We start from the raw sequence: 24,482 nt of genomic DNA, 5'->3' as shown, positions 1-24,482 counted from the left end.
TTCTTAAAATTTAAAAGTGCTATTATTTTAGTAAAACGAGATTTTATAGGGAGCGAATATACTCATCCAAAGAATCCTTTGAGGTTAGATTTAACTTCTTTTTTAGTCTAAATCGAGTCGATTTTATAGCATCTATACTAGTCTTTCTTAAACTGGAAATTTCTTTTCTTGAAAGCCCAATTTTTATAAAAGAACAAACTTCAATATCTGTTTTGGTTAAATTAGGGTGTAAACTTTTTAAGCTCTTCACAAAATCATAATTGAGTATTTCAATATTCTTTTTCAATACCAGAATTTTAGAATCTTCTAATTTATCTGCTTTCAAATCAGCTATAATACTTGAAAGTGTAATACCTTCGGTTTCATTAGATAATTTTTTAAGGTTTTCCGCTATACGTTCTTTCGATTTTATGTGTTGAATTGTTTCAGAAAGAAGCCCATTAATCTCTTCTGTTTTCGTAGCTATTTTATTATTGAGTAACAAGTTTTGATAGGCCTGTTCTTTTATATTTTGTTTGTATCTATAGTAGAAAAAACTAATGGCGATAAGAAAGATAATAATAATACCTGCAAGTTGATAATTACGTTTGGTAACTACTAATACTTTATCTGCTTCTAATTTTTCAATTTCTGCATCTTGCTCAGTTAGCTCTCTTAACCTACGTTCCGTTTCATATTCTGTTTGGTAGTACAAAAAGGCATTGTTTTTTTGACTTGTGTAAATAGAGTCTTTAATCAAAGTATTCACTTTGTAAAGCTCTAAAGCGTCTTTAAACCTTCCTTTTTGATGGTATATATCTGCTAATTTCTGTCTGGATTTTAGCTCTACATCTGTATGGCTTTTTGCTCCATTATTAAATAACAGTTTTTCTAAAATAGGGAGTACTTTTTTTGTATCGCCAATAGCATCATAATAATTCGCCTTTACATGTAAAACATCAGTTTCAATATAACTAGGTATTTTTTTGCTATTTACAAACTCATTTAATTGTAAAATAAATATCTTGGCTTTTTCTAAGTTATTGGTATTAATTGCGTACTGTAATTCATTAACTAAAATAAAAACTGAATAATAGCCTTGCCAAGACTCTTCCAAATCCTTATTCGTAATTTTAATTAGTTGGTCTATAGCTTCACGAACTTTATCAAACTTTTTCTGTTTGCTATATGCTGATATTCTTTGACCTAACAAAAGAGCTTGAGAATTGAAATCTTTATTTGCTATTGCCTTTTTAATTAAGCGTTCATTTTCTTCAATACTCTTTTCTAAAAATCCATTTACATTATATAACGATATTAATTCAGCCCCTGCCATCAGTGCGTACTGGTTGTCTCCTAATTTTTCATATAAATCAGATGCAGCTTTATATCTATTTACAGCATCTACAAACTCATTTAAATCTGTACTAACTTGTGCGCTGAAAAACAACGCATCAGCAGCATAAATAGAATCTCCACTTTTCATAAAAAGATCATGAGATTTTGTGTAATCTTCATTAGCTTTCTTAAATTTTTCTTCAGCAAAAAAAATTGCACCTCTTTTTAAAAGTAAATGCGCCTCAGTGTCTAATTTATTAAATTTAGATGTATAGCCTAATAAAGAGTCACACAATGTTTTTGCCTTTTTTAATTTACCATTATAAATGTAATGTTGTATTAAAAAACGAGACTTAGATGCCATTAAATCATATTCATCTAAACTGCCAGCTAACTTAAGATATTGGCTTAAATACCTCTCTTTTTCTTGAGTGTTACTTCTATTTAATGCTTTAGTTATAGCATCCAATGTACTTAAACGAGAGGCCTTATCATTAGTATTTTCAAGAGCACTTTTTAATGAATCTATTTTGGTTTGTGTGTAACCAGAAGTTAACGTAAGAACTAAGAGGAAATATGGTAAAAGTTGTTTTAGCATTATCCTAGATTTTAATTTATAAATTCCCATTGGTCAGTTATAATAAATGTACCTAAATTTTAGGTTCTGTTTATACTTTTTTATGAGTTTATTTCTTCCAAAAATAATAATTTTAGTAATGAAAAAATCTAATTGATGTATCTTGCAACCGATTTCAAGATGAGAATTATGCAAGACAATAACATACTTATTTATACTAAGAATTTATTAAACAATATACCTACAGATTGGTTAAATTTAACTACGCATAGATTAGATATATATAATGAAACTTTGGCTAAAACCGAATTTTTAGACCAGTTTAAAAAGCTCTTTTCTAATACTATTTTTACAACTGATGCTCTAAAAGAATTACCTACTGCTTATGATTATATTCGGTTAGGACACCCTTTGTCTTCTGTTTTGGAATGGACCATAGCTAGTGTAAATAATATAAAAGCAGATAATGTTATTAGTTTTTCATCTGTAACCATACCTCTTTTAGCTATTTTAAGAAAAAACCTATTAGCTAATAAAAACTCTTTAATTTTATATAAAGATGAATTGCCTTCTTTTTTTAATACTGATACTATAAAAAAGGTTTATGGCTACACATTTGACGTGCTACAAATAGAAACTTTTGACGATATTCCTAAGTTTGATGGTAGTATCATTCTTTTTTCTCAACAAGAAGCTATTCATAACTTTAACCTTACTTCTTCTGTAGATTTCTTTATTAATGCTCATACAGATTTAGGAAGTATTTTGTTAGTAAACGGAATTGAAAACGAGGATTATATTTCAGAAATACAACATGTAAGAAGAAGAGAAACTATAGCTATGACTCCTGCCAATACATTGGTTGTTTTAAAACAATTAGTTGGCCAATCTACTCGTAATCATCATAATATTGAAAGTGATAAAGCTAAGGTTTTACAGACTATTAAAAATGTTACTAATACCAATACTAAGCCTGTAGTAGGTTCCAGTGGTCTTTCTATTCAATATGCAATTATGATGGGGCTTATTGATTATGCACTAGAAAATCATGAAGGTAAAGATATTAAGTTCATTGTTCCTCCTAATTGTTATGGTGGTACTAATGATCAAGCTAGACGTGTGGCGGCTTGCATAGATAACGTAGAGGTTGTGGATTTACCTGTAGATGGTGATAATGATATGGTTAAAAGTATTGACTTAGTTTTAGACAAGGTGGCCAAAGAAGACGCTATACCTTATATTATTGCTGAGATTCCAACAAACCCAAGAGTTGAAGTTCCTAACCTTATTTCCTTAAGAGATGTTTTAAGTAAAAAGCGTTTAAATACTAGTGGTAATAATGCCATTGCTCCTGTATTTATTTTAGATCAAACATTCTGCCCTAATGTACATTTTTTAGGCACTACTGATATTCTTTCCTCTATTAACACAATAGCTTATGTTAGTGGATCAAAGTTTCCTAGCGGTGGTAAGTGTACTGCTGGGTATTGCACTGCTAACAGTAAAGCAGCTCCTTTAATGGATAAAATAGCTGTACATATTCAACTTTGTGATAATGAAGCAACAGCTCTTCAAATGGAAATATTGGCGGAACAGATGCCTTCTATGAATACTAGAATTGAAAAAGCTTATAAAAATACTAGAGCATTTGTAAACTTTATTGAAACCAATTTACCTAATGCTAAAATAAATTTTGTTTCTGAAGAATTAGCTTCTCAAGGTTTTACTCCTTCTGTTTTTTCTTTAGATCTTCCTACTAAAGGAAATACTGAAGAGGAAAAAGAAACCTATAAGAGAGCTCTTAATCTTAAGTTAATTAATTTAATGATTGAGAAAATTCCTACTGAAAGTAAGTATTGTGTGAGTTATGGACAATTAAAAGGTTGTTATTGGACTATTCCTGCTACTTCTACTCAAGGAACAACCAAAGAAGGAGATAAAGATTATATTGCTCGTGTTGCTGTCTCTCCTAAATTTGATTTAGAACTACATCAAAAAGTCTTTTTAGAGTTTGTTAAAAATATTTAAGTATAAAACGGTCTGAAAATTGATATTTCAGACCGTTTTTTAATGATCTAAACTTTTGTTCTTTTTTAATATTGTTATTGATTTGTACGATTACAACATTAAACTACATCATACAAAATACTTGTAATCAATATTATAAAACTATATAGCAGTACCCTTAAAGAGTTTACCATTACCCTTATGACCTCTTTAAGACAATATACCAAAAGACTTTACTACTACCCTTATGACTTCTTCATGACGGTACACCTAAAGCTTTAATAACCTGAGTTCAATTATTATTATAAATAAAATTAATATTTAAATTCCCGAGTGTCAATTCTGTAAAGGTTAACTAACCCGTTGACGTTTTCATATAAAAAACTCACTATCAAACAAATACAATCTACATTTATAACTCTTTATATTTAGGAGATAAAGTAAATAGTTACTGGTTATAAAAAAGTATTAATCCTTACCCTCCTGTTCCCTTAAACTATAATTCCCTCATATTTTCAGGAGGACTTGGATTAAATTATAAGTAATTCTTTTATATTTTCTGAACATTTATAGTTCGCATTGAAATCCCATTAAATGATTTCTCTATTTCTATTCTTGTTAACCAAAACAAACTTCCTTTGTGATAAAATGGTAAATAAGAATACCTTTTTATTACTTTTCTTACTCTAAACTTTCTTTTCTTTCTTAATAAGAATCTCATCCTTTCTGTTTTTAATTGTTATTGAAATGATTTAGACTTTTATTAGGGGATATTATATTACGACTGCAAGATAGTTTCAATAGCTTTAGCGTAAAATAAGTAGCACCTCTTATTATTTACGTAGTAGTACGTATATAACCTAAGGATAATTATAAAAGAAATTAGATACTAAAAAAATTAATTCATTTTCTATGCATAACTAATAGGAGTAACTAGCTGCATTACCGTTCCCTTATTTGCTCGATTATTAAAAAATAATTTAGATTTTATGATTCTTGATCGTTCAAAAAGTGTTTTCATCCCTAAGCTTGTATTTGAGTTTAATTTCTCCGATAGCTCAAAACCTTCTCCATTATCTTCTATAATAGTTTCTATACGGTTTTCTTTTTTTGAAATACTTATACTAACAGATTTGGCATTAGAATGTTTAATTATATTACTTAATATCTCTTGGATAATTCGATACAGATGTAATGCATTTTCTTTAGGCAGTAATTTATCTATGTTATCAATTTCTGTGGTAAAAAATAAGTTTGTATTGGCATCTACTTCATTAATCATTGATTGTATACTTGCTGTAATTCCTATTCTTTCAAAAGTAGCTGGGTATAAACCTCTAGAAATACTTCTTATTTCTTCTAATGTGCTATCTGCTAAACTTCCTAAATTTTCTTCTTTTTGATTTTTAGTTTGTTTTGACAATAACATCAATTTTTGACCAACACTATCATGTAATTCACTTGCTAAACGTGATCTTTCTTCTTCCTGACTATTTATAAGCTCTTTAGAAAACTGTGCTTGTAGTTTCTGTTTTTCAAGTGTGAATTTTCTGTAACGTATTAAGTAAGCTAATGAGAATATAATTATCAATCCCAAGCCACCGAATACTACTCGTTGCTTATTAATTTTATTTTCAGCTTTTAATAATTCTACTTTTGTTTCTGCAACTTCTCGCTCTTTAACTAATTGTATACTGTCTTTTATTTTCTCTTTCCTAAACCCATGGGTAAGTTCTATTTTCTGGATTTTTTTTACATTATCAATATTAATTATAGAGTCTTTATACTTATGATACAATGTTATACTTTCATAAGCTTTTTTGTAACGGTTTGTTACTTCTAATATTTCCGCTTTTACTTTATAAGCACTACCTATGTACCTAAGATAACTTTCTTGATGAGCTGTATTCAACGCTTTATTAATATATTTTTCTGCTGTTTTATATTGTTTAAGCTTTAAATAAACTCTTGACAATTTTACTGATAATGAAGTAATCTCTTGCTTGTAATTTTGTGATTCTCTATACTTCAAAGATTCCAAATAATAAGTTAAACCTTTTGTATATTTCCCTTCTCGAATAAGAATGTCTGCATGCACCATATTTACTCTATTGAGCCCTTCTTTGTAGTTACTCATTAAAAAATAGCTTCTTGCCTTTTTTAAATAATAAAGTGTAGAATCTATTTTTTTTAAACCCAAAAAGGAAAGTGCTATATTATTATGATTGTATCCTAGTCCTATATTACGTTCAATTTTTTTATTAATAGTTATTGATTTTTTTCCATAGAATATTGATTTTTTATACTCTTTAAAATTCCTATACATAACTGCTATGTTATGGTTTACATGCGCCATATATAAAGAATCTTTTAACTTATCGTATATTTCATAGGCTTTTTGATTAAAAACAAGCGCTTTTTCAATATTCCCTAACCTCCTATTAGCAATACCTGATATTCTATATATATCTCCAAGATAGGAGGAGTCTTTCTTTTCTTTAATTACATTGAAAAGCTCTAAAGCTTGATTTAATGTTTTTAATGACTTTTCCGTTTCTCTATATGTATGAAATTCACTTATTTCTAATAGTACCTTTAATTTTGCGGTGTCAGATTTAACTATCTTCAACTTATCTTCAAAACTGTGTAAAATAGAATCTTGTAATTGTTTAGTTTCTATTTTTTGAGCACGAAGTATATTCAAAAAAAACAATGTTATTATCAATAATATTCTAACTTTCAAAAGATTTATTTTTAGAGAATCTAAGTTATTTCAAAAATAGAAAACTGAAATATAATATAGATTCTTTTGACAAAAAAAGCCAAAATACATTAAATATTTTGGCTTTTCTATATATTTGATTATGTATTATTCAAACCCACCTCCTGGTGCTTCAGGACTTTGAGCTTGTGCTTTTTTAGGGTTTAATAACATATACGTTCCTAATGCAGTTAAAGCGGTATATTTACCATAGTTCCCTATTTTCTTTAACGCATCTTTTCTTGTCATTTCCTGATTATTCACATTCTTCATGTTCAATCTAATATTATTCTATAATTATTTTTTTAGTTTCAGTTTGTTTCTCTGATACTAACTTTACGATATATGTTCCTGATGATAACCCTGCTACGTTTATTGAGTTTTTACCCGTTCCTTTATAATTTCTTTCTATCATTTTTGATCCTAATGTGTTGAATACTTCAACTGTAAAATCTTCTCCGTTAACACCTTCAATTATCACATGTTTGGTAGTAGTAGCATAAATACTCACAGGTTTTTCATTAACTTCTGATACATCTAAAGAAGCTGATTTGGTATGGATATAAAAACGTCCTACTCCATCTATCTTTTCTTTAAAATTCACTTTATAAGTCGCGTCTTTATCACTCAATTTGGTTTCTGTTCCTAGTAGCCTATCCTCTAAATACACTTCTATTCCTGTTGGTAAACTCTCAACATTCATGCTAATATTTACCTCTTCTCCTGCTTCTGATTTTATTCCTAATGGAATTACCATCCCTTCATAATTGGCATTTGGTAAAGATTGTAGGGTAAAATCTTGACTATTTGTTCCTGATACTAATCTTGTAAACACATCAAATGCTGTACCGCCAAAGTTCCCCACATCATACCCTGGATCTAAACCTTCTGTAGCATTCCCCATGTATTTAATATTCGTATCTACTGTGATGTTTCCTTGCTTGACTAAGACCTGAATATTAGGTATTCTGGCTTTTCTTGAAAACACACCTATTCCTGTAGCATCTGAAATACGTTGTGATTCTTTAAAATCTATTGATGATACTCCACTAGTTGTTTTTACAAAGAAACCTTGACCTACTGTTAATGAAGCGGCTTCTCCTACTAATGTTTTAGCGACATATTTATTTTGAGTTACATCCCAAATATAAACTCCAACATTAGCTGAACTGAACTTATCAAAGTTGGCTTGAATAAAATTTGCATTACCATTGGTGTTTATTGGCATATAGGCTGTATATGGGTTTCCTACTGAATTCCATTGATCAGCATTTGCACTAACTGATACATCTTCCGTTTCTAATGTTCCTGTAAACTTTACACTTCCATCCGTTGTTCTTGAAATGATATACCCCTTTCCTTGTTCAAAAGTTAAAGCGTTCGTTTGAATATCATCTGCTGTGTAATACGTCCATTTTGTACCTGTTGCTTTGGTATCATCATAATAAGCCACAGCATAACGATGTGGTGTTACACTTGTGTTTACTCGAATGTTATTTTCAGGGGCTTCTATAAATTCCTTAATACTTTGTCCTGATACTGGAGCGGTTATAATACTCCATTTATTAGCTACTAAACCTGTACGTTCATACGTTATGTTTCCGTTTGAAGTTCCTTTTACGATTAAGGTTCCACTAGTATTTGCTGACGAACCTATACTTATGGCTTCTGTCGTATTTAGGTCTCCATTTACTAGTACAGCTCCTCCATCTGAAATATCAAAATTGGCTAAATTTTCAACAGTTAAATTGTTCATTTCAACTGTTTGTCCTGAGCTTATTACAGGCTGGTTTGTTACATCTGGAATAATAACGTTTTGTGATACTAACGGTGTAAAACTTGTAGACCAGTTTCCTGTTTCACTCCAATCTGTATTTGTATCACCTGTCCAAGTTATTTCTGCTGGATGTACAACATTTACAGTTCTAATTACTTCTACCGCATTATTTCCAGAAACACCAGTTGCATTATAAGTAATATTATAACTTCCAATAGCATCAACAAAATCACTAGTATTTATAGTAACACTAGATCCGTCATTCACGGTAGCTCCTAATTCCAAATAACCACTTCCTAATTCAATTTCTTGTGGATTATCACCAATTAATGTAATCATAGGAGTCCCACAACTATCAGTTATATCTTGTACGCTATCCCACTCTGTAGGATTTGTACCTATGAAAGTAAGTGTTGTGCTTCCATTACCATTATGCACATAGTTAAACAGGCCACATAAACTTGTGGTATTGGCTTGATTTTGGATTACTAACGTATTTGTTACATTTTGTAATCCAAATAAATCAATAGTTACTAACTCATCGTTATTTCTAATCGTAGAATCTGAGCTTGTTAATTGTGTAACATTTTGTAATGCACTTATATCGGCAAGACTACCATTAAAACTAATACCTAAAACACCAATAGACGTTAATGATTCGATGAAGGAATTATCAAAAGTTGTTAGTAATTCATTTTCAGAAATACTCAATGTATTTATAGAAGTAATCGCTAATTTTGGGAATCCTTCTAAATTAGTCAGTAAATCACAATCTGATAAATTCAAACTTCCTAAAGATGTTAATTCATCAAATCCTTGAAGGTTATTTAAATTAACAAGATCTCTTAATAAAAGTTGACCTCCAATACTTGTTACATTTTGTAGAAAACCTAAACTATTTATTGGCAAATCATCAATACTTAAATTACCACTAACCGCTGATAAAGCCATCGTATTTATTGTAGTAAGTTGCGTACAACTATCAATTGAAAAGTTATTACTAACACTTGTTAATTTTGGAATACTCAACGTAGTTAAAGCATTACAACTACCAATAGAAAGACGACCTGTAATAGTATGTAATTCTGGAACGGTTATAGATTGTAAACCATTCATATCTGCTATTAAAAAATTCCCAGTACTTTCTAGAAGTGGTAAACTAAGACTAGTCATTCCTCCTCCATTATTATTTATTCTAAACTCACCATTTACTTGGGTTAATTTTGGAATTGAAATAGCACTTAATGAGCTATTAAAAGTAGCCGTAAATTGTGCACTCATCGTTTGTAATTCGTCAAAAGCAATTGTTGACAACATTGAATTACCCGTAATCGTTATGTTTGAAATAGACGATATTTGGTTAAGGATCGATATTTCTGTTAATTGATCTAAATTATTTACTTCAAAACTCCCTTCAAGGCTTGTAATATTAGAAAAAGCAGTTATCGAAGTAGTATTCGTCATATTTTTTAACGTAAAACTCCCTCCAATAGTGGTCAGTTCATTAAATCCAGAAAGATCATCTACAATATTTCCTTCTAAATACAAATTCCCATAAATGGTATGCACATTTGAAAAACCAGATAAATCCGTAACTGTTCCATTAATGGTTATGTCTCCTTCAATTATTCCACAAGTTCCTATACTTGATGTATAGCTATCTACTTCCGCTTGCGTAGTTAGTGTTACACCTCCTGCAACTACACAATCACAACTTCCCGAAACATTGTTGGAAGAAGCATCAATCCAGTTACTAGTAGCTCCATTTAAAGCAAAGTTTGTAAGTGTTCCATTAAAGCTATTACCTGAACTATCTGTTAAAGTTGTTAACCCACTATTATCAGTTGCTGCAATACCTGTATTAAAATTATAACTAGCAATTAAATCGGTTTGAGCCATATCTGTAGTACAGCCATTTAACTGACCAACTTCAAATTCGCTTAAAGTTTTAGTCCAGATTCTTAATTCATCCAATTCACCATCAAAATAACCACCTGTATCACCACTAGGAGAATCTGCAGCTGCGTATCCTAGTTGAATATTAGCGGTAGTTGTAGTTTGTGTTGCTGTTCCATTCCAACCAGATGTTCTTGCTAATGCACCATCAATATAACATCTAGCATTTCCAGAATCTAACGTAACTGCAACATGATGCCAATTACCATCATCAACTTTAGTTGCTGGACTTAACAAACGAGTAATATAATTACTAGAGCTAGCATAGTAATAAAACTCAATTCTTCCTCCATCCAAATTGATTCGCCATCCATTATCTCCATCCGGGGTAAATTTATTAATGACTCCTCCAAGACCATCTGTTGTTTTAATCCAAAAATCTACAGAAAAGTTTAAGTTATTTTGAGAGTTATTATGTGGTATAGTAACAATATCATCTGTACCATCAAAATCTAAACCTGAACCAGGAGGAACTCCAGTTCCTTGTATAGTAAACGTATATTCAGATTCATCACAATCATCACTACTAATAGTTACTGTAACTGTTTTTAAGCCTCCAGAGGTTGGTGCAAATGCTATTTTTAATAAAGCAGATTCCGTTGCTGGAATTGGATTGTTAATTGGGGATTGGGTAATGGAAAAGTCTCCAGTATCTCCAGTTAATACAATATTACTAACATTTAATGAAGCAGACCCCTCTGAATTACGAATATAGAAATCTATTTCTTTAGAGCTTCCCACATTAACATCTCCTGCATCTGTATTATCACTTGTAATAGGTGTTGTATCTCCATTCGGAATATCATTACCATCACCTTGAAGATTAATTTCAGGAATTGCTATGGAACACGTACCTGAAATACTATTTGCTGAAGTATTTATCCAATTAGAAGTAGTACCTGTTAAATCAAAATTAGTTAATGTTCCATCTAAATTGTTAGAAGTAACATCATTTAAAATAGTTTGTCCTACATTACTAACATTTACGTTTCCTTGATTAAATTTATAATAAGCGACTAATCCTGATTCATTTCCTGCTAATTCACAACCACGTTGTGCGTTTATTTCATCTAAACATAATGTTCGAGACCAATAACGTACTTCATCTATTTCTCCATTAAAATAAACGTTATTAAATGTAGAATACCCTATATAAAGCGATTCTGTGTTTGTTGGGGTTTCTGGAATATTACTAAAAGTAATTTCATTGTCTAATACACCATCTATATAAAATACGGCCTTTCCATTTCCAAATGCTAAAACAACATGATGCCAGTTATCATCATTAAGTCCAGAAGCATCAGATGAACTAGTGGATTCACTATTTGGTACTGCGTACTCAAATCGTATTCTTCCTGAACTATTCAAAAACAAAGAAAACCCATTAATTCCTGTAGCATCGTACTTACTTATAATGGGTTGCCCTCCTGCTGTAGACGCTGTTTTAAAGTATGCTTCTATAGTAAATGTATTTGTATTGAAAGCGTTATTATGACTAATACTAATATGATCATCCGTTCCATCAAGATGAATTCCTGTTGCTGGCGTAAATCCAACACCTTCTATAGCAAAAGTAAACGTCCCATTGGCACAATCATCATTTAAAATACGAACAGTAGCATTCTTTGTTCCGATAGAAGAAGGTGTAAAAAGAATTCGTAAATTTTCAGCAGATCCACCCTCAACACTAGCTGGAGATTCTAAAATTGTAAAATCAGAAGAACCTTCAATGGTAATATTAGAAATGTTTAATGTTGCATTACCTATATTGCCTAAAACATAAGTAACGGGCTCTGCTTGCCCTATTTGAACATCTCCAAAAAATGTATTGTTGTTTGGGTTAACTATAGTATCACCACTATTAATTTCATTGTTATTAGAAGAAATATGTATTACTGACTCAGTATAAGTGTTACAGGTTCCAGAAATACCATTTGCAGTTGTATTTACCCAATTAGAAGTTGTACCAGTTAAATCAAAATTATTTAAAATCCCTTGTGGAGGAATACCTCCGTTAACTATATGGTTTGGAGGTAATACATTATACATTGGGAAATTATTTCCGTTTACTTCTCCATTATTAAAATTATAGTAGGCAATTAAGTTTTCTTCATTTCCTGTTAATTGACAGCTAGATTGATCTGAAATTCTACAGCTAGATAAAGCCCTATTCCATACACGAAAATCATCTATAGCTCCTTTATAATAATCACTTCCACCACCATTAACAGTTCCTAAAGTTAAATTATTGCTACTATCTATGATATCTTCGGAGAGTATTAAACTATTATCTTCAACTCCATTTATAAATATTCTATAATTTATTCCATTATAAATTATGGCTACATGTTGCCATGAATTGTTCGTTATTGATGATGTATTTAAATTATTAATTCCGGTGGAAGTAAAAAAGCTAAAGTTTAATTGACTCATAGTATTTATACTTAAACTATAGCCTTCATTAGATCCTTTGTTGTCTAGAATAACATGTTCTTCCGTGCCTGAAATATCTGGTTTTATCCAAAATTCAATCGTAAAGTTTCCATTTAAACTATAATTACCATCATTAAACGTAATATTATCATTTATTCCGTCAAAATGAAGACCTGTAGCACTTTCAAAAGCGGTTCCTTGTATAGCAAAAGTAAACGTGCTGTTTGTTGGATCATCACTATTAATAGTAACCGTAGCATTCTTTGTACCTGCAGTTTGTGGAATAAATTTTATAGCAATCATCTCGTTAACTCCAGTAGCAATTAATGTAGGTGGTGTACCTTCTATTTCAAAATGACTAGCATCAGCACCTGTAATAGTAATACTGGAGATGTTTAAATCATCAGCAAAACTTAAGTTTGAAATAGTAAAAGAATTAAGAGAAGTAGCTCCAGTAGCAGTATTAAAAAAAAGTGTACCGTCTGGCTCAGATACGTTTGTTTGTCCATTTGTAAATGGAGTTCCCATTGGATCCATTCCTTTAACTTGTATTTGTCCAGCTAAATGATTCTTAGTATCATTATTTTCTACCGCATATAATTTTTCCGGTAACAGAATAACACTACATAATAATAGTAAAAGAGGGAGTATTTTTTTTTTCATAATAATTAACTTGTATGGTTGAATTCTATATTAATTATGAAAGACAATGGTACAACTCTTATTTAAAAAATCTTTATTTTTTATGGTTACAAAAAGTTACATCCCTTTAAATATAAGGGCTTATAGATATCCATAAAAAAACAAGTATTTAATATTTTATGTTTATGTGATTATATTTGTAATACATTTTTTAATTATAATGTATATGCGATTTACATTAAATATTATTTTTCTGTGTTATTTTTTTTCTGTTTTTTCTCAAATAAAACAGGATTCAATAGAAACTAATCTTAGAGAAAAAGTAGCAATAGCTCAAAACGATTCTTTAAAAATTCATTACATAATTGAACTCAACAAAAAAGTTGAAAAAAGAAATATAGATCAAGCAAGGGTTTTAATGAACGAAGCCTTTCAAATAATTAAAAATAATACTCCTTCTTCAAATTATTTTTTAAAGAAGGAAGCTATAATAATAGATGCTTTAGGTAAATATGAATCTAAGCAAAGAAACTATGAAAAATCTCTTGTCTTACGATTACAAGCTTTAAAAATTAGAGAAGCCTTAAAAGATTCTGTAGGAATAGCTCAGAGCTATCATAATATAGCCATGCTATTTAGGTATCAAAAAGAGTATGAAAAATCTAAGTCCTATTTTTTAAAAGCAATTTCTATACGACAAAAATATTTAGATAGTACAGAATTAGCTCGTACATACAATATGTTAGGTGTTAGTTATTATTATAATAAGCAGAATGATTCTGCAATGCACTATTATCAATTATCGAGAAACTATTATCCTACTTCTTTTGGAAAAGCTAGAGCTAGTGAAAATATTGCGACAATCCATTACACCACGGGAAACTATAACAATGCCATTGAAATATATAAGGATAATATAGCGCTTTACAAGTCTAAAAACTACACTAATTTCGTTATTAACAGTCAAATGCATCTTGCAAAAATTCATTCTGATTTAGGTAAACATCAACTAGCAATTCATTATATAGATGAAACTTTTGCTTCTGTCAAAAAGTATGGAAATACGTCGAAATTACCTTTAATGTATCAGTTAAGAAGTCATATTTTCGAAAAAATGGGAAATTATAGATATGCTCTGGGATATTATAAAACCCATAAATACTATTATGATTCTATTTTTAATGTTAAAAATGCTAAAAAGATTACTGAACTGGAATTGAATTATAAATTTCAAAAAGAAAAACAGGCTGATAGCTTACATTTTGCAAATGAGAAAAGGAAACTCCAGTTAATAAACGAAGCTAAACAGGCTAATAATAAATTATATATTGCCTTATTAATATTTGTATCTGTAGGTGTTATTACTTTACTTATTATTGTTAATAACCGTAGAAAATTAAATAGAGAGCGTTATAAAAAAGAACAACTGGCTAAAGAGTTATTGGATGAAAAACTGAAACATACCACCTATCAAGCCAAACAAGTTGTTGCCGATAATAAAATGCGTTTACAGTTTAAACAAGAGTTTTTATCAAAATTAAAAAAGATTAAGTTTAAAACTGATACTATTGGAGGTGGTAATCTTCAATCTCTAATTTCTGATTTAACCGCTCAAATTCAAACCGAAAATAAATGGGATTCTATTGGTGATAATATAGAGCAACTTGATGAAGTTTTCAATAAAAAGTTAAGGGAGTTATATCCTAACCTCACGAAGTCTGAAAGAGAAATATGTGCGTTGATTCGTATGAATTTAAGTCTTAAAGAAATTATGGTTATTCGTAATGTTACTATGGGTTCTGTTAAAGCATCCAGACATCGTATTCGAAAAAAAATGGGATTGCACAGAGAGCAAGAGCTAGAGCAAGTTATTATGGAACTCATATAGTGTATTAGTACCTCTTTTAACCTGACATTTCAAAGTAGGCTATTTTTCTATTGAGTAAAGTTAAAACCAGACTCAACCTTGTATAACTTTTTAATGCAAAAAAGCCGAGACAACAAGTATCTCGACTCTTTCTAGTATATAGTAGTAGTGTAGTAGTATACTACCTTTTTAAAACCCTTCTCCTGGTGCTTCAGGACTTTGAGCTTGTGCTTTTTTAGGGTTTAATAACATATACGTTCCTAATGCAGTTAAAGCGGTATACTTACCATAGTTCCCTATTTTCTTTAACGCCTCTTTTCTTGTCATTTCCTGCTTATTCACATTCTTCATGTTCAATCTAATATTATTCTATAATTATTTTTTTAGTTTCGGTTTGTTTCTCTGATACTAACTTTACAATATATGTTCCTGATGATAAACCTGCTACGTTTATTGAGTTTTTACCCGTTCCTTTATAATTTCTTTCTATCATTTTTGATCCTAATGTGTTGAATATTTCAACTGTAAAATCTTCTCCGTTAACACCTTCAATTATTACATGCTTGGTAGTAGTAGCATAAATACTCACAGGTTTTTCATGAGCTTCTGATACATCTAAAGAAGCTGATTTGGTATGGATATAAAAGCGTCCTACTCCATCTATCTTTTCTTTAAAATTCACTTTATAAGTTGCGTCTTTATCACTCAATTTGGTTTCTGTTCCTAGTAGCCTATCCTCTAAATACACTTCTATTCCTGTTGGTAAATTCTCAACATTCATACTAATATTTACCTCTTCTCCTGCTTCTGATTTTATTCCTAATGGAATGACCATCCCTTCATAATTGGCATTTGGTAAAGATTGTAGGGTAAAATCTTGACTATTTGTTCCTGATACTAATCTTGTAAACACATCAAATGCTGCACCGCCAAAGTTCCCCACATCATACCCTGGATCTAATCCTTCTGTAGCATTCCCCATGTATTTAATATTCGTATCTACTGTGATGTTTCCTTGCTTGACTAAGACCTGAATATTAGGTATTCTGGCTTTTCTTGAAAACACACCTATTCCTGTAGCATCTGAAATACGTTGTGATTCTTTAAAATCTATTGATGATACTCCACTAGTTGTTTTTACAAAGAAACCTTGACCTACTGTTAATGAAGCGGCTTCTCCTACTAATGTTTTGGCGACATATTTATTTTGAGTTACATCCCAAATATAAACTCCAACATTAGCTGAACTGAATTTGCTTAAATTTTCTTGAATAAAGTTGGTACTGCCATTGGTGTTTATTGGCATATAAGCTGTATATGGATTCCCTACTGAATTCCATTGATTGGCATTTGCACTAACTGATACATCTTCCGTTTCTAATGTTCCTGTAAACTTTACACTTCCATCCGTTGTTCTTGAAATGATATACCCCTTTCCTTGTTCAAAAGTTAAAGCGTTCGTTTGAATATCATCTGCTGTGTAATACGTCCATTTTGTACCTTCAGCCTTGGTATCATCATAATAAGCCACAGCATAACGATGTGGTGTTACACTCGTGTTTACTCGAATATTATTTTCAGGGGCTTCTATAAATTCCTTAATACTTTGTCCTGATACTGGAGCGGTTATAATACTCCATTTATTAGCTACTAAACCTGTACGTTCATACGTTATGTTTCCGTTTGAAGTTCCTTTTACGATTAAGGTTCCACTGGTAGAAGATGAAGATTTAATAGTTACTATTTCATCTGTATCCAAATTACCATTTACAATAACAGCTCCATTATCTTCAACTGTAAAAGACGATAACTCTTCTATTGTTAAGTCATTCATTTCAGCTGTAACTCCCGATTCAATAACTGGAGAGGTTACAAAAACTGGTACAATTACATTTTGTGATGTTGAAGCTACAGTATTTGAAGACCAATTTCCATTGTCGGTCCAATCTGTACCGTTTGTTCCTGTCCAAACTGCAGTATTACAATCTTCGGTGAAATTAGCTGTTGCATCTTTATCCCAAGTTGATAAATAAGATGCAGATGCATCGTCAACTTCAATACACGTTAAATAATCGTTGAATTTCGCATTAAAATCGGTCATTAAATTATTGTTTCCGTTTCTAACGTCTAGTGATACTAATAATGTTTGCGTAACCCCAAGTTCTTCTAGTTGTGGACAATTGGTTACATCTAAATACGTATATTGATTTTTACTAGCCTTAAGTATCTTAAGGTTTGGATTGTTTGCTGTTAATGTTTTTATTTTGTTAGATCGTAATTGTACTTCTTCTAACGTTGGAATAACTGATAAATCTAATTCTGTTAAATCATTTTCAGCAACATCTAAAATTCTTAAGTTTGAATTGCTTGATAAGTCTAACGTAGTTAAATCATTATAATCTAAGTTTAATATTTCTAAAGCGATGAACGCTTCAATACCTGCTAAATCTGTAATATCTAAACTACTTAAATCTAAATCTACTACAGTTTCAATTTTCTCTGTGTATACCTCATTGTCATTAGCAATTCCGTTTCCTAAACTTGTAGCATCTCCAAGCGGAACTAAATTTCCATCAGCATCATGAGTTTCTAAATAGTTTTCAAAATTAGTATCCGCAATATATGTTACGTCACAGTATAACGCGAAACTAGCCGTGGCGTCTTTTTCCCAAATATCTGGATGTAACTGAATTTCTTTATCTGCTTTTATACAAGTCAAACTTGGATTCCCTTGCGCATCAAACCAAGTGAAATTATCATTATTTCCGTTAGCTATATTTAATGACGTTAATTGGTTATTAGCGATTCGTAGTTGAACAATACTTGGGTAGTTTGAAATATCCAATTCAGTAAAATTATTATCATTAAGATTTACCACTCTCATTAATGGATTATTAGAAATATCTATAAAATTAATACCAGTATCAGAAACACTAAGTGTATTTAAACTACTCAACATAGAAATATCCACATTACCTAAGTTAGAATTTCCATCTAAATATATTTTTTCCAGAATTAGATTATTACTTAAATCTAAGCTTGCAAGGTTATTGTTAGCTAATGTAACGTTGGTTAGCTTTGTATTTTTACTTAAATCAATACTTGTCAAATTAGCATTATTACGACATCCTAAGAACCACATATCTCTAAAATCTTCAATACCGGTCATATCTTCTACTAATCCATTATGTAAGTTAAACCCTTCAGAAACTTCAACTAAAGCTGTATATACATAATCGTCTATTACTCCATTTCCATAACCATTATTTTCTAAGAACGTTTCAAAAGCATCATCTGGAACATACGTCATTCTACAATACTCTGCATAGTTTGCTGTTGCATCTTTTAACCAAGTTCCTAATAATGCAGCAGCCGCTGGATCATCAACAGATATACACGATAAACTTTGATTCCCAGTCACATCTACATTATCAAGATCAGCATTATTACCACTCCTTAAATTCAAGTTTGTTAATAATGAATTCTTACAAGAAAGATTATCTAAGGTATTTTGATTTCCTAAATCAAGAGAAGTTAATGGTGTACTATCACACTCCAAACGACTTAAGTTTGTATTATTACTAAAATCAATTTCAGAAATACTTGTAGTACTAAATGATAAGAAGAATAAATCCGTAAGATTTGTTACATCTAAATTTGTTAATGGATTAACACCACATTCTAAGTTTTCTAATAATGGATTATTTGAAACATCAAGAGATGTAATATTTGTATTCTCAGCATATAAAGAAGTTAAGTTAACTTGTGTACTAATATCTATAGTTCCTAATCTATTATTACGAACCGTTAAACTTGTCAAATCATTAGTACTTATATCTAAACTCGTTAAATCATTATCTCCAACATTTAAGAATTTTAAACCTGTATTTGTTGAAACATCTAACGTTGTTAAACTGTTATTTGCAGCTTCTAAACCTTCCAATACTGTTAAACCATTAATATTTAGGCTCGTAATTCCAGTATTTTCTAGAGTTATACTCTGTAATAGTGTATTATTTCTTAAATCTAAATCAGTATTTGTTAACGTATTATCATCGATCCAAAAACGAATTAAACTTTTGAAATCTTCAATTCCAGTAAAATTTTCAATCCCTTCATTTCTAGGAGTCAGTAATTGAATTACTTCAATTTTAGCTGTTGGAACCAAGTTATCGTCAATAATTCCGTTTCCTAAACTGTTTGAACTTCCTAAAGCAACTGATCCTCCAAATTCATTATGAGTTTCTAAATATGCTTCGAAGTTTGTATCTGGAATTGAAGTAAATCTACAGTATTCTGAAAAGCTAGCCGTAGCATCTTTTCCCCAACTTGTTAAAAATGATATATTTGGATCATCAACCTCAATACACGTCAAATTAGAACAACCAGTTACTCTAAATTCAGTAAAGCTACTATTGTTTCCATTTCTTACATTTAACTCAGTTAAATTATTGTTATTTCTTGCGCTAAACTCAACTAAATTCGTATTCTTACTAATATCAATAGACGTAATATTGGTTTCATCTAGGTTTAAATCTTGAAGATTTGTTAAATGACTTACATCATAAGAAGTTAATGGGTTTCTACCTAGACTCAACGTTTCTAATAACGTATTATTCTGAGTATTTAAAGCCGTAAATTGATTTAAAGAAGCTAAGACTCGTGTTAAATTCACATTTGCACTAATATCAATAATACTTAAGGTCGTTTCATGAATTTGTAAATCTTCTAATAACACATTAGCGCTTATATCTAAACCAGATAAATTATTTGTAGAGATGATTAAATCTTTAAGAGCAGTATTTGTAGAAAGATCAATAGAAGTTAGATTATTTCGTGATACTTCTAATCTTTCTAAGCCGGCTAAACCAGTAATATTAATACTAGTTAATCTCATACCACTAGCTTCAATTCTTTTCAGATTTGTATTCTCGGTAAGATCTAAATTGGTATCAGTCAATGTATTGTTGAAAAGAAAAACAACTTCTAATGCCGAGAATGCTTCTAAACCAGTTAAATCAGTAACTCCTTGAAATCCGATAAATAAATCGGTTACATTTTCAATATTCGCTGTTTTTACAAAGTTATCATTCGCGATTCCATTACCCATGCTAGTTGGATCTCCAACAGCTACATTATTATTGTTAGCATCATGCGTTTCTAGATAATCTTCAAACCTATCATCTGGAACATATGTCCAATTACAATCATCACTAAAATTAGCTGTAGTATCTTTCTCCCAACCTGATAAATAACTTGCAGAAGGATCGTCTACTTGAATACAGAATAAGTTGGCATTCCCAGTAGCATATAATTCTATATTACTGCTATTATTTCCATTCTTAAGATTTAATGACGTTAACTGTGAGTTTTGACATTCAACATATTCTAAATCTGGACTTGCACTAAAATCAAGTTCTGTAATACTAGTGTTATTTGCATATACTTCAATTAACTTCGTAAGACTACTTAAGTCTAAAACCGATAAACCAGTACCGCTAACTCCAATATCTTCAAGGTTTGTATTATTGGTAACATCTAAAGATGTTAATGTTGGCATATCTTCAACAAATAAATCTGTTAAGTTGTTTAATCCAGTTATATTAATAGTTGCTAATTGATTTTCTCCTGCACTAATAGTTTCTAATAAAGTGTTATTCGAAACATTTAAAATTGACAGAGAGTTTCCTCCTACATATAACCTAACTAGGTTACTATTATTAGAAATATCTATTGAGTTTAATACAACATTATCTCTAATTCTTAAATCCGATAATAAATTATTGCTACTTACATTAACTGTTGTAAAATTATTACCATCAATATTAAAATAATTTAGATTTGAGCTGGAACTTACATCAATACTAGATAGATTGTTATTACGAAATTCAATACGTTCTAATTTTGTTAATCCAGAAACATCAACAGTATTTAATCCCATATCTGAGCAATAAATTTCTCTTAGTTTTGTATTTACTGTAAGATCTATACTTCCTGAAGTAATTGTATTGTCAAATGCTCTTAGTTCTTCTAAACTTACAAAATCTTCTAAACCTGTTAAATCTGTAATTCCTTGGTTCGAAATGTTTAAATATGTGATATTTTGAATTCGTTCTGTTCCAACTTTATTATCATTAGCAATACCATTTCCCATACTTGTTGGGTCTCCAACAGGAACAACTCCTCCAGTAGCATTGTGCGTTTCTAAATAGGTTTCAAAATTGTCATCAGGAACTGTTGTTTCTGTACAAAACAATTTAAATTCATTATGAGCATCTTTTTTTAAAAATGTTGCATTTGCATAAGTTACATCGTCTACTGTTATACAAGTCAATCCTGGATTATTACGAATATCAAAATCTCTATGATCTAGATTTGTGTTATTTCCGTTTTTAATGTTTAAATAGGTTAATTGATTATAAGCTATTGATAAATCAACTAATGCAGTATTTTTTGAAACATCTAAACTTGTAATACTGTTACTTTCTGCGTATAATTCAACCAATTTTAAGTTATTACTTACATCTAAATTTGTTAAGTTATTTTCATATACCTGTAATTCTACTAACTCAGGATTTTGAGAAACATCTAAAACTGTAAGTTGCGTATCTACACAATCTAAATCTTCTAATAATGGAAGGTTTGTAACATCTAAACTATTCAATCTGTTTTCATAACAAGTCAAATCTGTAAGCTTTACATTATTAGAAACATCTAAACTATTTAATTGATTTTGAGCACAATTTATAGAAGTTAATTCTAAGTTTTGAGAAAGGTCTAACGCTGTAATTTGGTTATTGAAAGCATCAATACGAGTTAGTTTTGTATTATTACTCACATCTAATGCAGTTAGCTCATTTCTAAAACATTGAATAAGGGTTAATTCTGTATTCTGAGTAATATTCAAACTCTTTACACCAGATTTATAACAATCTAATCTTTCTAAAGCTACGTTTTGCGATAAATCTAAATTTTCAATTGTATTATCATGACAGTATAGCGTCTTCAAGGCAACAAATCCACCAATACCAGTCAAGTCAGAAATTGATAAATTATCGATATCTAATTCTTCAACAATAGAAATATTGGAAGTATAAACTTTATTATCATTTGCAATTCCATTACCCATACTGTCAGCATCACCAATAGAAACTACATTTCCATCCGCATCATGTGTTTCTAAATAATTTTCAAAATTATCATCAGGAACAGTAGTTTCTCCACAATCTAAACGAAATGTTGCTTCACTATCCGTATTCCAAGTATTTAAATAAGATGCGGTAGGATCGTCTACTTGAATACAACGTAGTGTTATTGTATTTTGTTCAGTATCAAAAAATGTAATATTGGCATTATTTCCGTTCTGAATATTGATTCCAGACATATCTGACTCACGAGCAGAAAAACTAGTTAATGCTGTGTTATTTGTAAGGTCTAAGTAAAAGCCTGATGCATTATTGATAGATAATTTTTCTAATACTACATTCTGACTTACATCTAAATTTCGTAGACTAGTATCATTTGCACTTAACTCTTTTAAACTAGTTAATGGACTAACATTTATAGGAATAATTTGATAATTATCATCAATATTCAAAATTTCTAATGATGTATATTGAGACACATCAAAAGAGGTAATATTATTTCCCCCAATATTTAATTCCCTTATAATGGTATTGTTTCCTAAATTTAATGTAGTACTATTCGCATTGTTATAAATTAATTTCTCTATTTTTAAATTACTTGATAAGTCTAATACAGCGAAAAAGACATCATGAATGTACAACTCTTTTAATTCTGGTAATTGTGAAAAATCAAAGTCATTAAAATCATTATCTGAACAATCTAAAATCTCTAAACCTTCAAACACCTCTAATCCAACAAGTTCCCCAATACTGTTTCCTGATATATTTAATGAAGTAACATTTTTAATTCTTGCCGTAAGTATCTTTCCATCATCAACAACTCCGTTCCCCATACTATTGGGACTTCCAACAGAAACAACATTTCCATTAGCATCATGATTTTCTAAATAGTATTCGAAATTAACATCTGGAATATTAGTCGTACTACAATCTTCTGCAAAAGAAGCAATTGAATCTTTTTGCCATGTACTTAAATACCCTGCTGTTTCATCATCCACTTGAATACAAGTAAATTGATTATTTCTTGCATCAAAAGAAGTGATATTTGCATTATTTCCATTTTTTATGTTTAAACTATTTAAATCACTACTATTTGCTGATAGACTTGTAAGAACTGTATTACTAGATAAATCTAAATAAAACCCAGACATAAAATCTATTGTAAGTGTCTCTAGTAAGGTATTACTTGATAAATCTAAACTTCTCAAGTTGGTATTACTAAAGTTCAAGTTTACCAAACTTGTTAGTGAACTAAAATCAGTAATATTTAGATTATAGTTGGTATCACAATTTAAATCTGTAAGATTTGAAAGATTTGTTATATCTAAAGTTGTTAAATTATTATTACTAGCATTTATATTTTCTAAAGTAGATACACTTCCTAAATTTAATGAAGTAGCACCGTTTGTTGAAATATTTAACTCTTTCAACTTTACATTTGTACTTACGTTAATTGTTGTATTACTATTATCAGAACAATCTAAAATTTCTAGATTCACATTTGCTGCTACGTTTATAGAACTCATTCCGTTTGTAGCACAATACAATTCTTTTAAAGCAATATTGTTAGAAAGATCAAAATTCCCTACTCCATTATTTGAGAAATCTAAAACTTCTAATGCAACAAAATCTTCGATTCCAGTAATATCAGCAATCATACTAGAAGATATATTTAATGAAGTAATTGATGAAATGTTAGCAGTTGTTACGTAATCATCATCAGGAACACCATTTCCCATTCCGTTGGCTTCTAAAAAAGCTTCAAAATTGCCATCAGGAACATAAGTTTCTTGGGCCAAAAGTATGCTGTTACATAATACTAATAAAATAGCGAGTATTCTTTTTTGCATAAATAAGGGTACTTTTAAAATCGAGTTCAAAGAAATCAATTTGTTATGAATTTATCTTAAAAATTAGCCGGACAAAAAACAGACAACTTAACTCATTACTCTTCTCTAATAAATTAAATTATCTGTTTATATCTTTCAAGTGCCAAAAAT

General features: G+C 30.1%; 9 protein-coding genes. 2 read left to right on the top strand and 7 right to left on the bottom strand.

What is annotated here, in order from left to right; all coding sequences use genetic code 11:
- Positions 1–43: 43 nt before the first annotated feature.
- Complete coding sequence (locus ABNT65_RS02985) at positions 44–1,915, bottom strand: hypothetical protein (RefSeq protein WP_348747133.1); 1,872 nt, start codon at positions 1,913–1,915, stop codon at positions 44–46.
- A gap of 168 nt (positions 1,916–2,083) precedes the next feature.
- Here ABNT65_RS02985 and ABNT65_RS02980 point away from each other — a divergent pair, with 168 nt between their 5' ends.
- Positions 2,084–3,922 carry a cystathionine beta-synthase gene (locus ABNT65_RS02980; protein ID WP_348747816.1) on the top strand — a complete coding sequence of 613 codons (1,839 nt, stop codon included), beginning with the start codon at positions 2,084–2,086 and terminating at the stop codon, positions 3,920–3,922.
- A gap of 529 nt (positions 3,923–4,451) precedes the next feature.
- On the opposite strand, the gene ABNT65_RS02975 is transcribed toward ABNT65_RS02980, so the two are convergent.
- The 4 genes from ABNT65_RS02975 to ABNT65_RS02960 all read right to left on the bottom strand — a co-directional run bounded on the left by ABNT65_RS02975 (position 4,452) and on the right by ABNT65_RS02960 (position 13,491).
- Positions 4,452–4,622, bottom strand: coding sequence for a hypothetical protein (locus ABNT65_RS02975; protein WP_348702313.1), 171 nt, complete (start codon positions 4,620–4,622; stop codon positions 4,452–4,454).
- 189 nt (positions 4,623–4,811) lie between these two features.
- On the bottom strand, positions 4,812–6,605 hold the full coding sequence (locus ABNT65_RS02970; protein WP_348747132.1) for an ATP-binding protein: 1,794 nt from the start codon (positions 6,603–6,605) through the stop codon (positions 4,812–4,814).
- A 165-nt stretch (positions 6,606–6,770) separates the two neighbouring features.
- On the bottom strand, positions 6,771–6,935 hold the full coding sequence (locus ABNT65_RS02965) for a hypothetical protein (RefSeq protein ID WP_348747131.1): 165 nt from the start codon (positions 6,933–6,935) through the stop codon (positions 6,771–6,773).
- A 13-nt stretch (positions 6,936–6,948) separates the two neighbouring features.
- The gene (locus ABNT65_RS02960) at positions 6,949–13,491 is read right to left on the bottom strand and encodes a LamG-like jellyroll fold domain-containing protein (protein WP_348747130.1); all 6,543 of its coding nucleotides are present in this window, start codon (positions 13,489–13,491) and stop codon (positions 6,949–6,951) included.
- Positions 13,492–13,696: 205 nt separating this feature from the next.
- On the opposite strand from ABNT65_RS02960, the gene ABNT65_RS02955 reads away from it, so the two are divergent.
- Complete coding sequence (locus ABNT65_RS02955) at positions 13,697–15,358, top strand: tetratricopeptide repeat protein (protein ID WP_348747129.1); 1,662 nt, start codon at positions 13,697–13,699, stop codon at positions 15,356–15,358.
- A 168-nt stretch (positions 15,359–15,526) separates the two neighbouring features.
- Here the strand turns inward: ABNT65_RS02955 and ABNT65_RS02950 are convergent, their stop codons facing one another.
- Positions 15,527–15,688, bottom strand: coding sequence for a hypothetical protein (locus ABNT65_RS02950; RefSeq protein ID WP_348747128.1), 162 nt, complete (start codon positions 15,686–15,688; stop codon positions 15,527–15,529).
- Between the two features lie 13 nt (positions 15,689–15,701).
- Positions 15,702–24,332 carry a T9SS type A sorting domain-containing protein gene (locus tag ABNT65_RS02945; RefSeq protein WP_348747127.1) on the bottom strand — a complete coding sequence of 2,877 codons (8,631 nt, stop codon included), beginning with the start codon at positions 24,330–24,332 and terminating at the stop codon, positions 15,702–15,704.
- Between the last annotated feature and the right edge of the window lie 150 nt (positions 24,333–24,482).

The sequence above is a fragment of the Tenacibaculum sp. 190524A02b genome (assembly GCF_964036645.1).
GTDB classification, from domain to species: Bacteria; Bacteroidota; Bacteroidia; order Flavobacteriales; family Flavobacteriaceae; genus Polaribacter; species Polaribacter vairaonense.
Note: the sequence above shows the minus strand (reverse complement) of the source record. Positions and strands in the feature narration are given on the sequence as shown.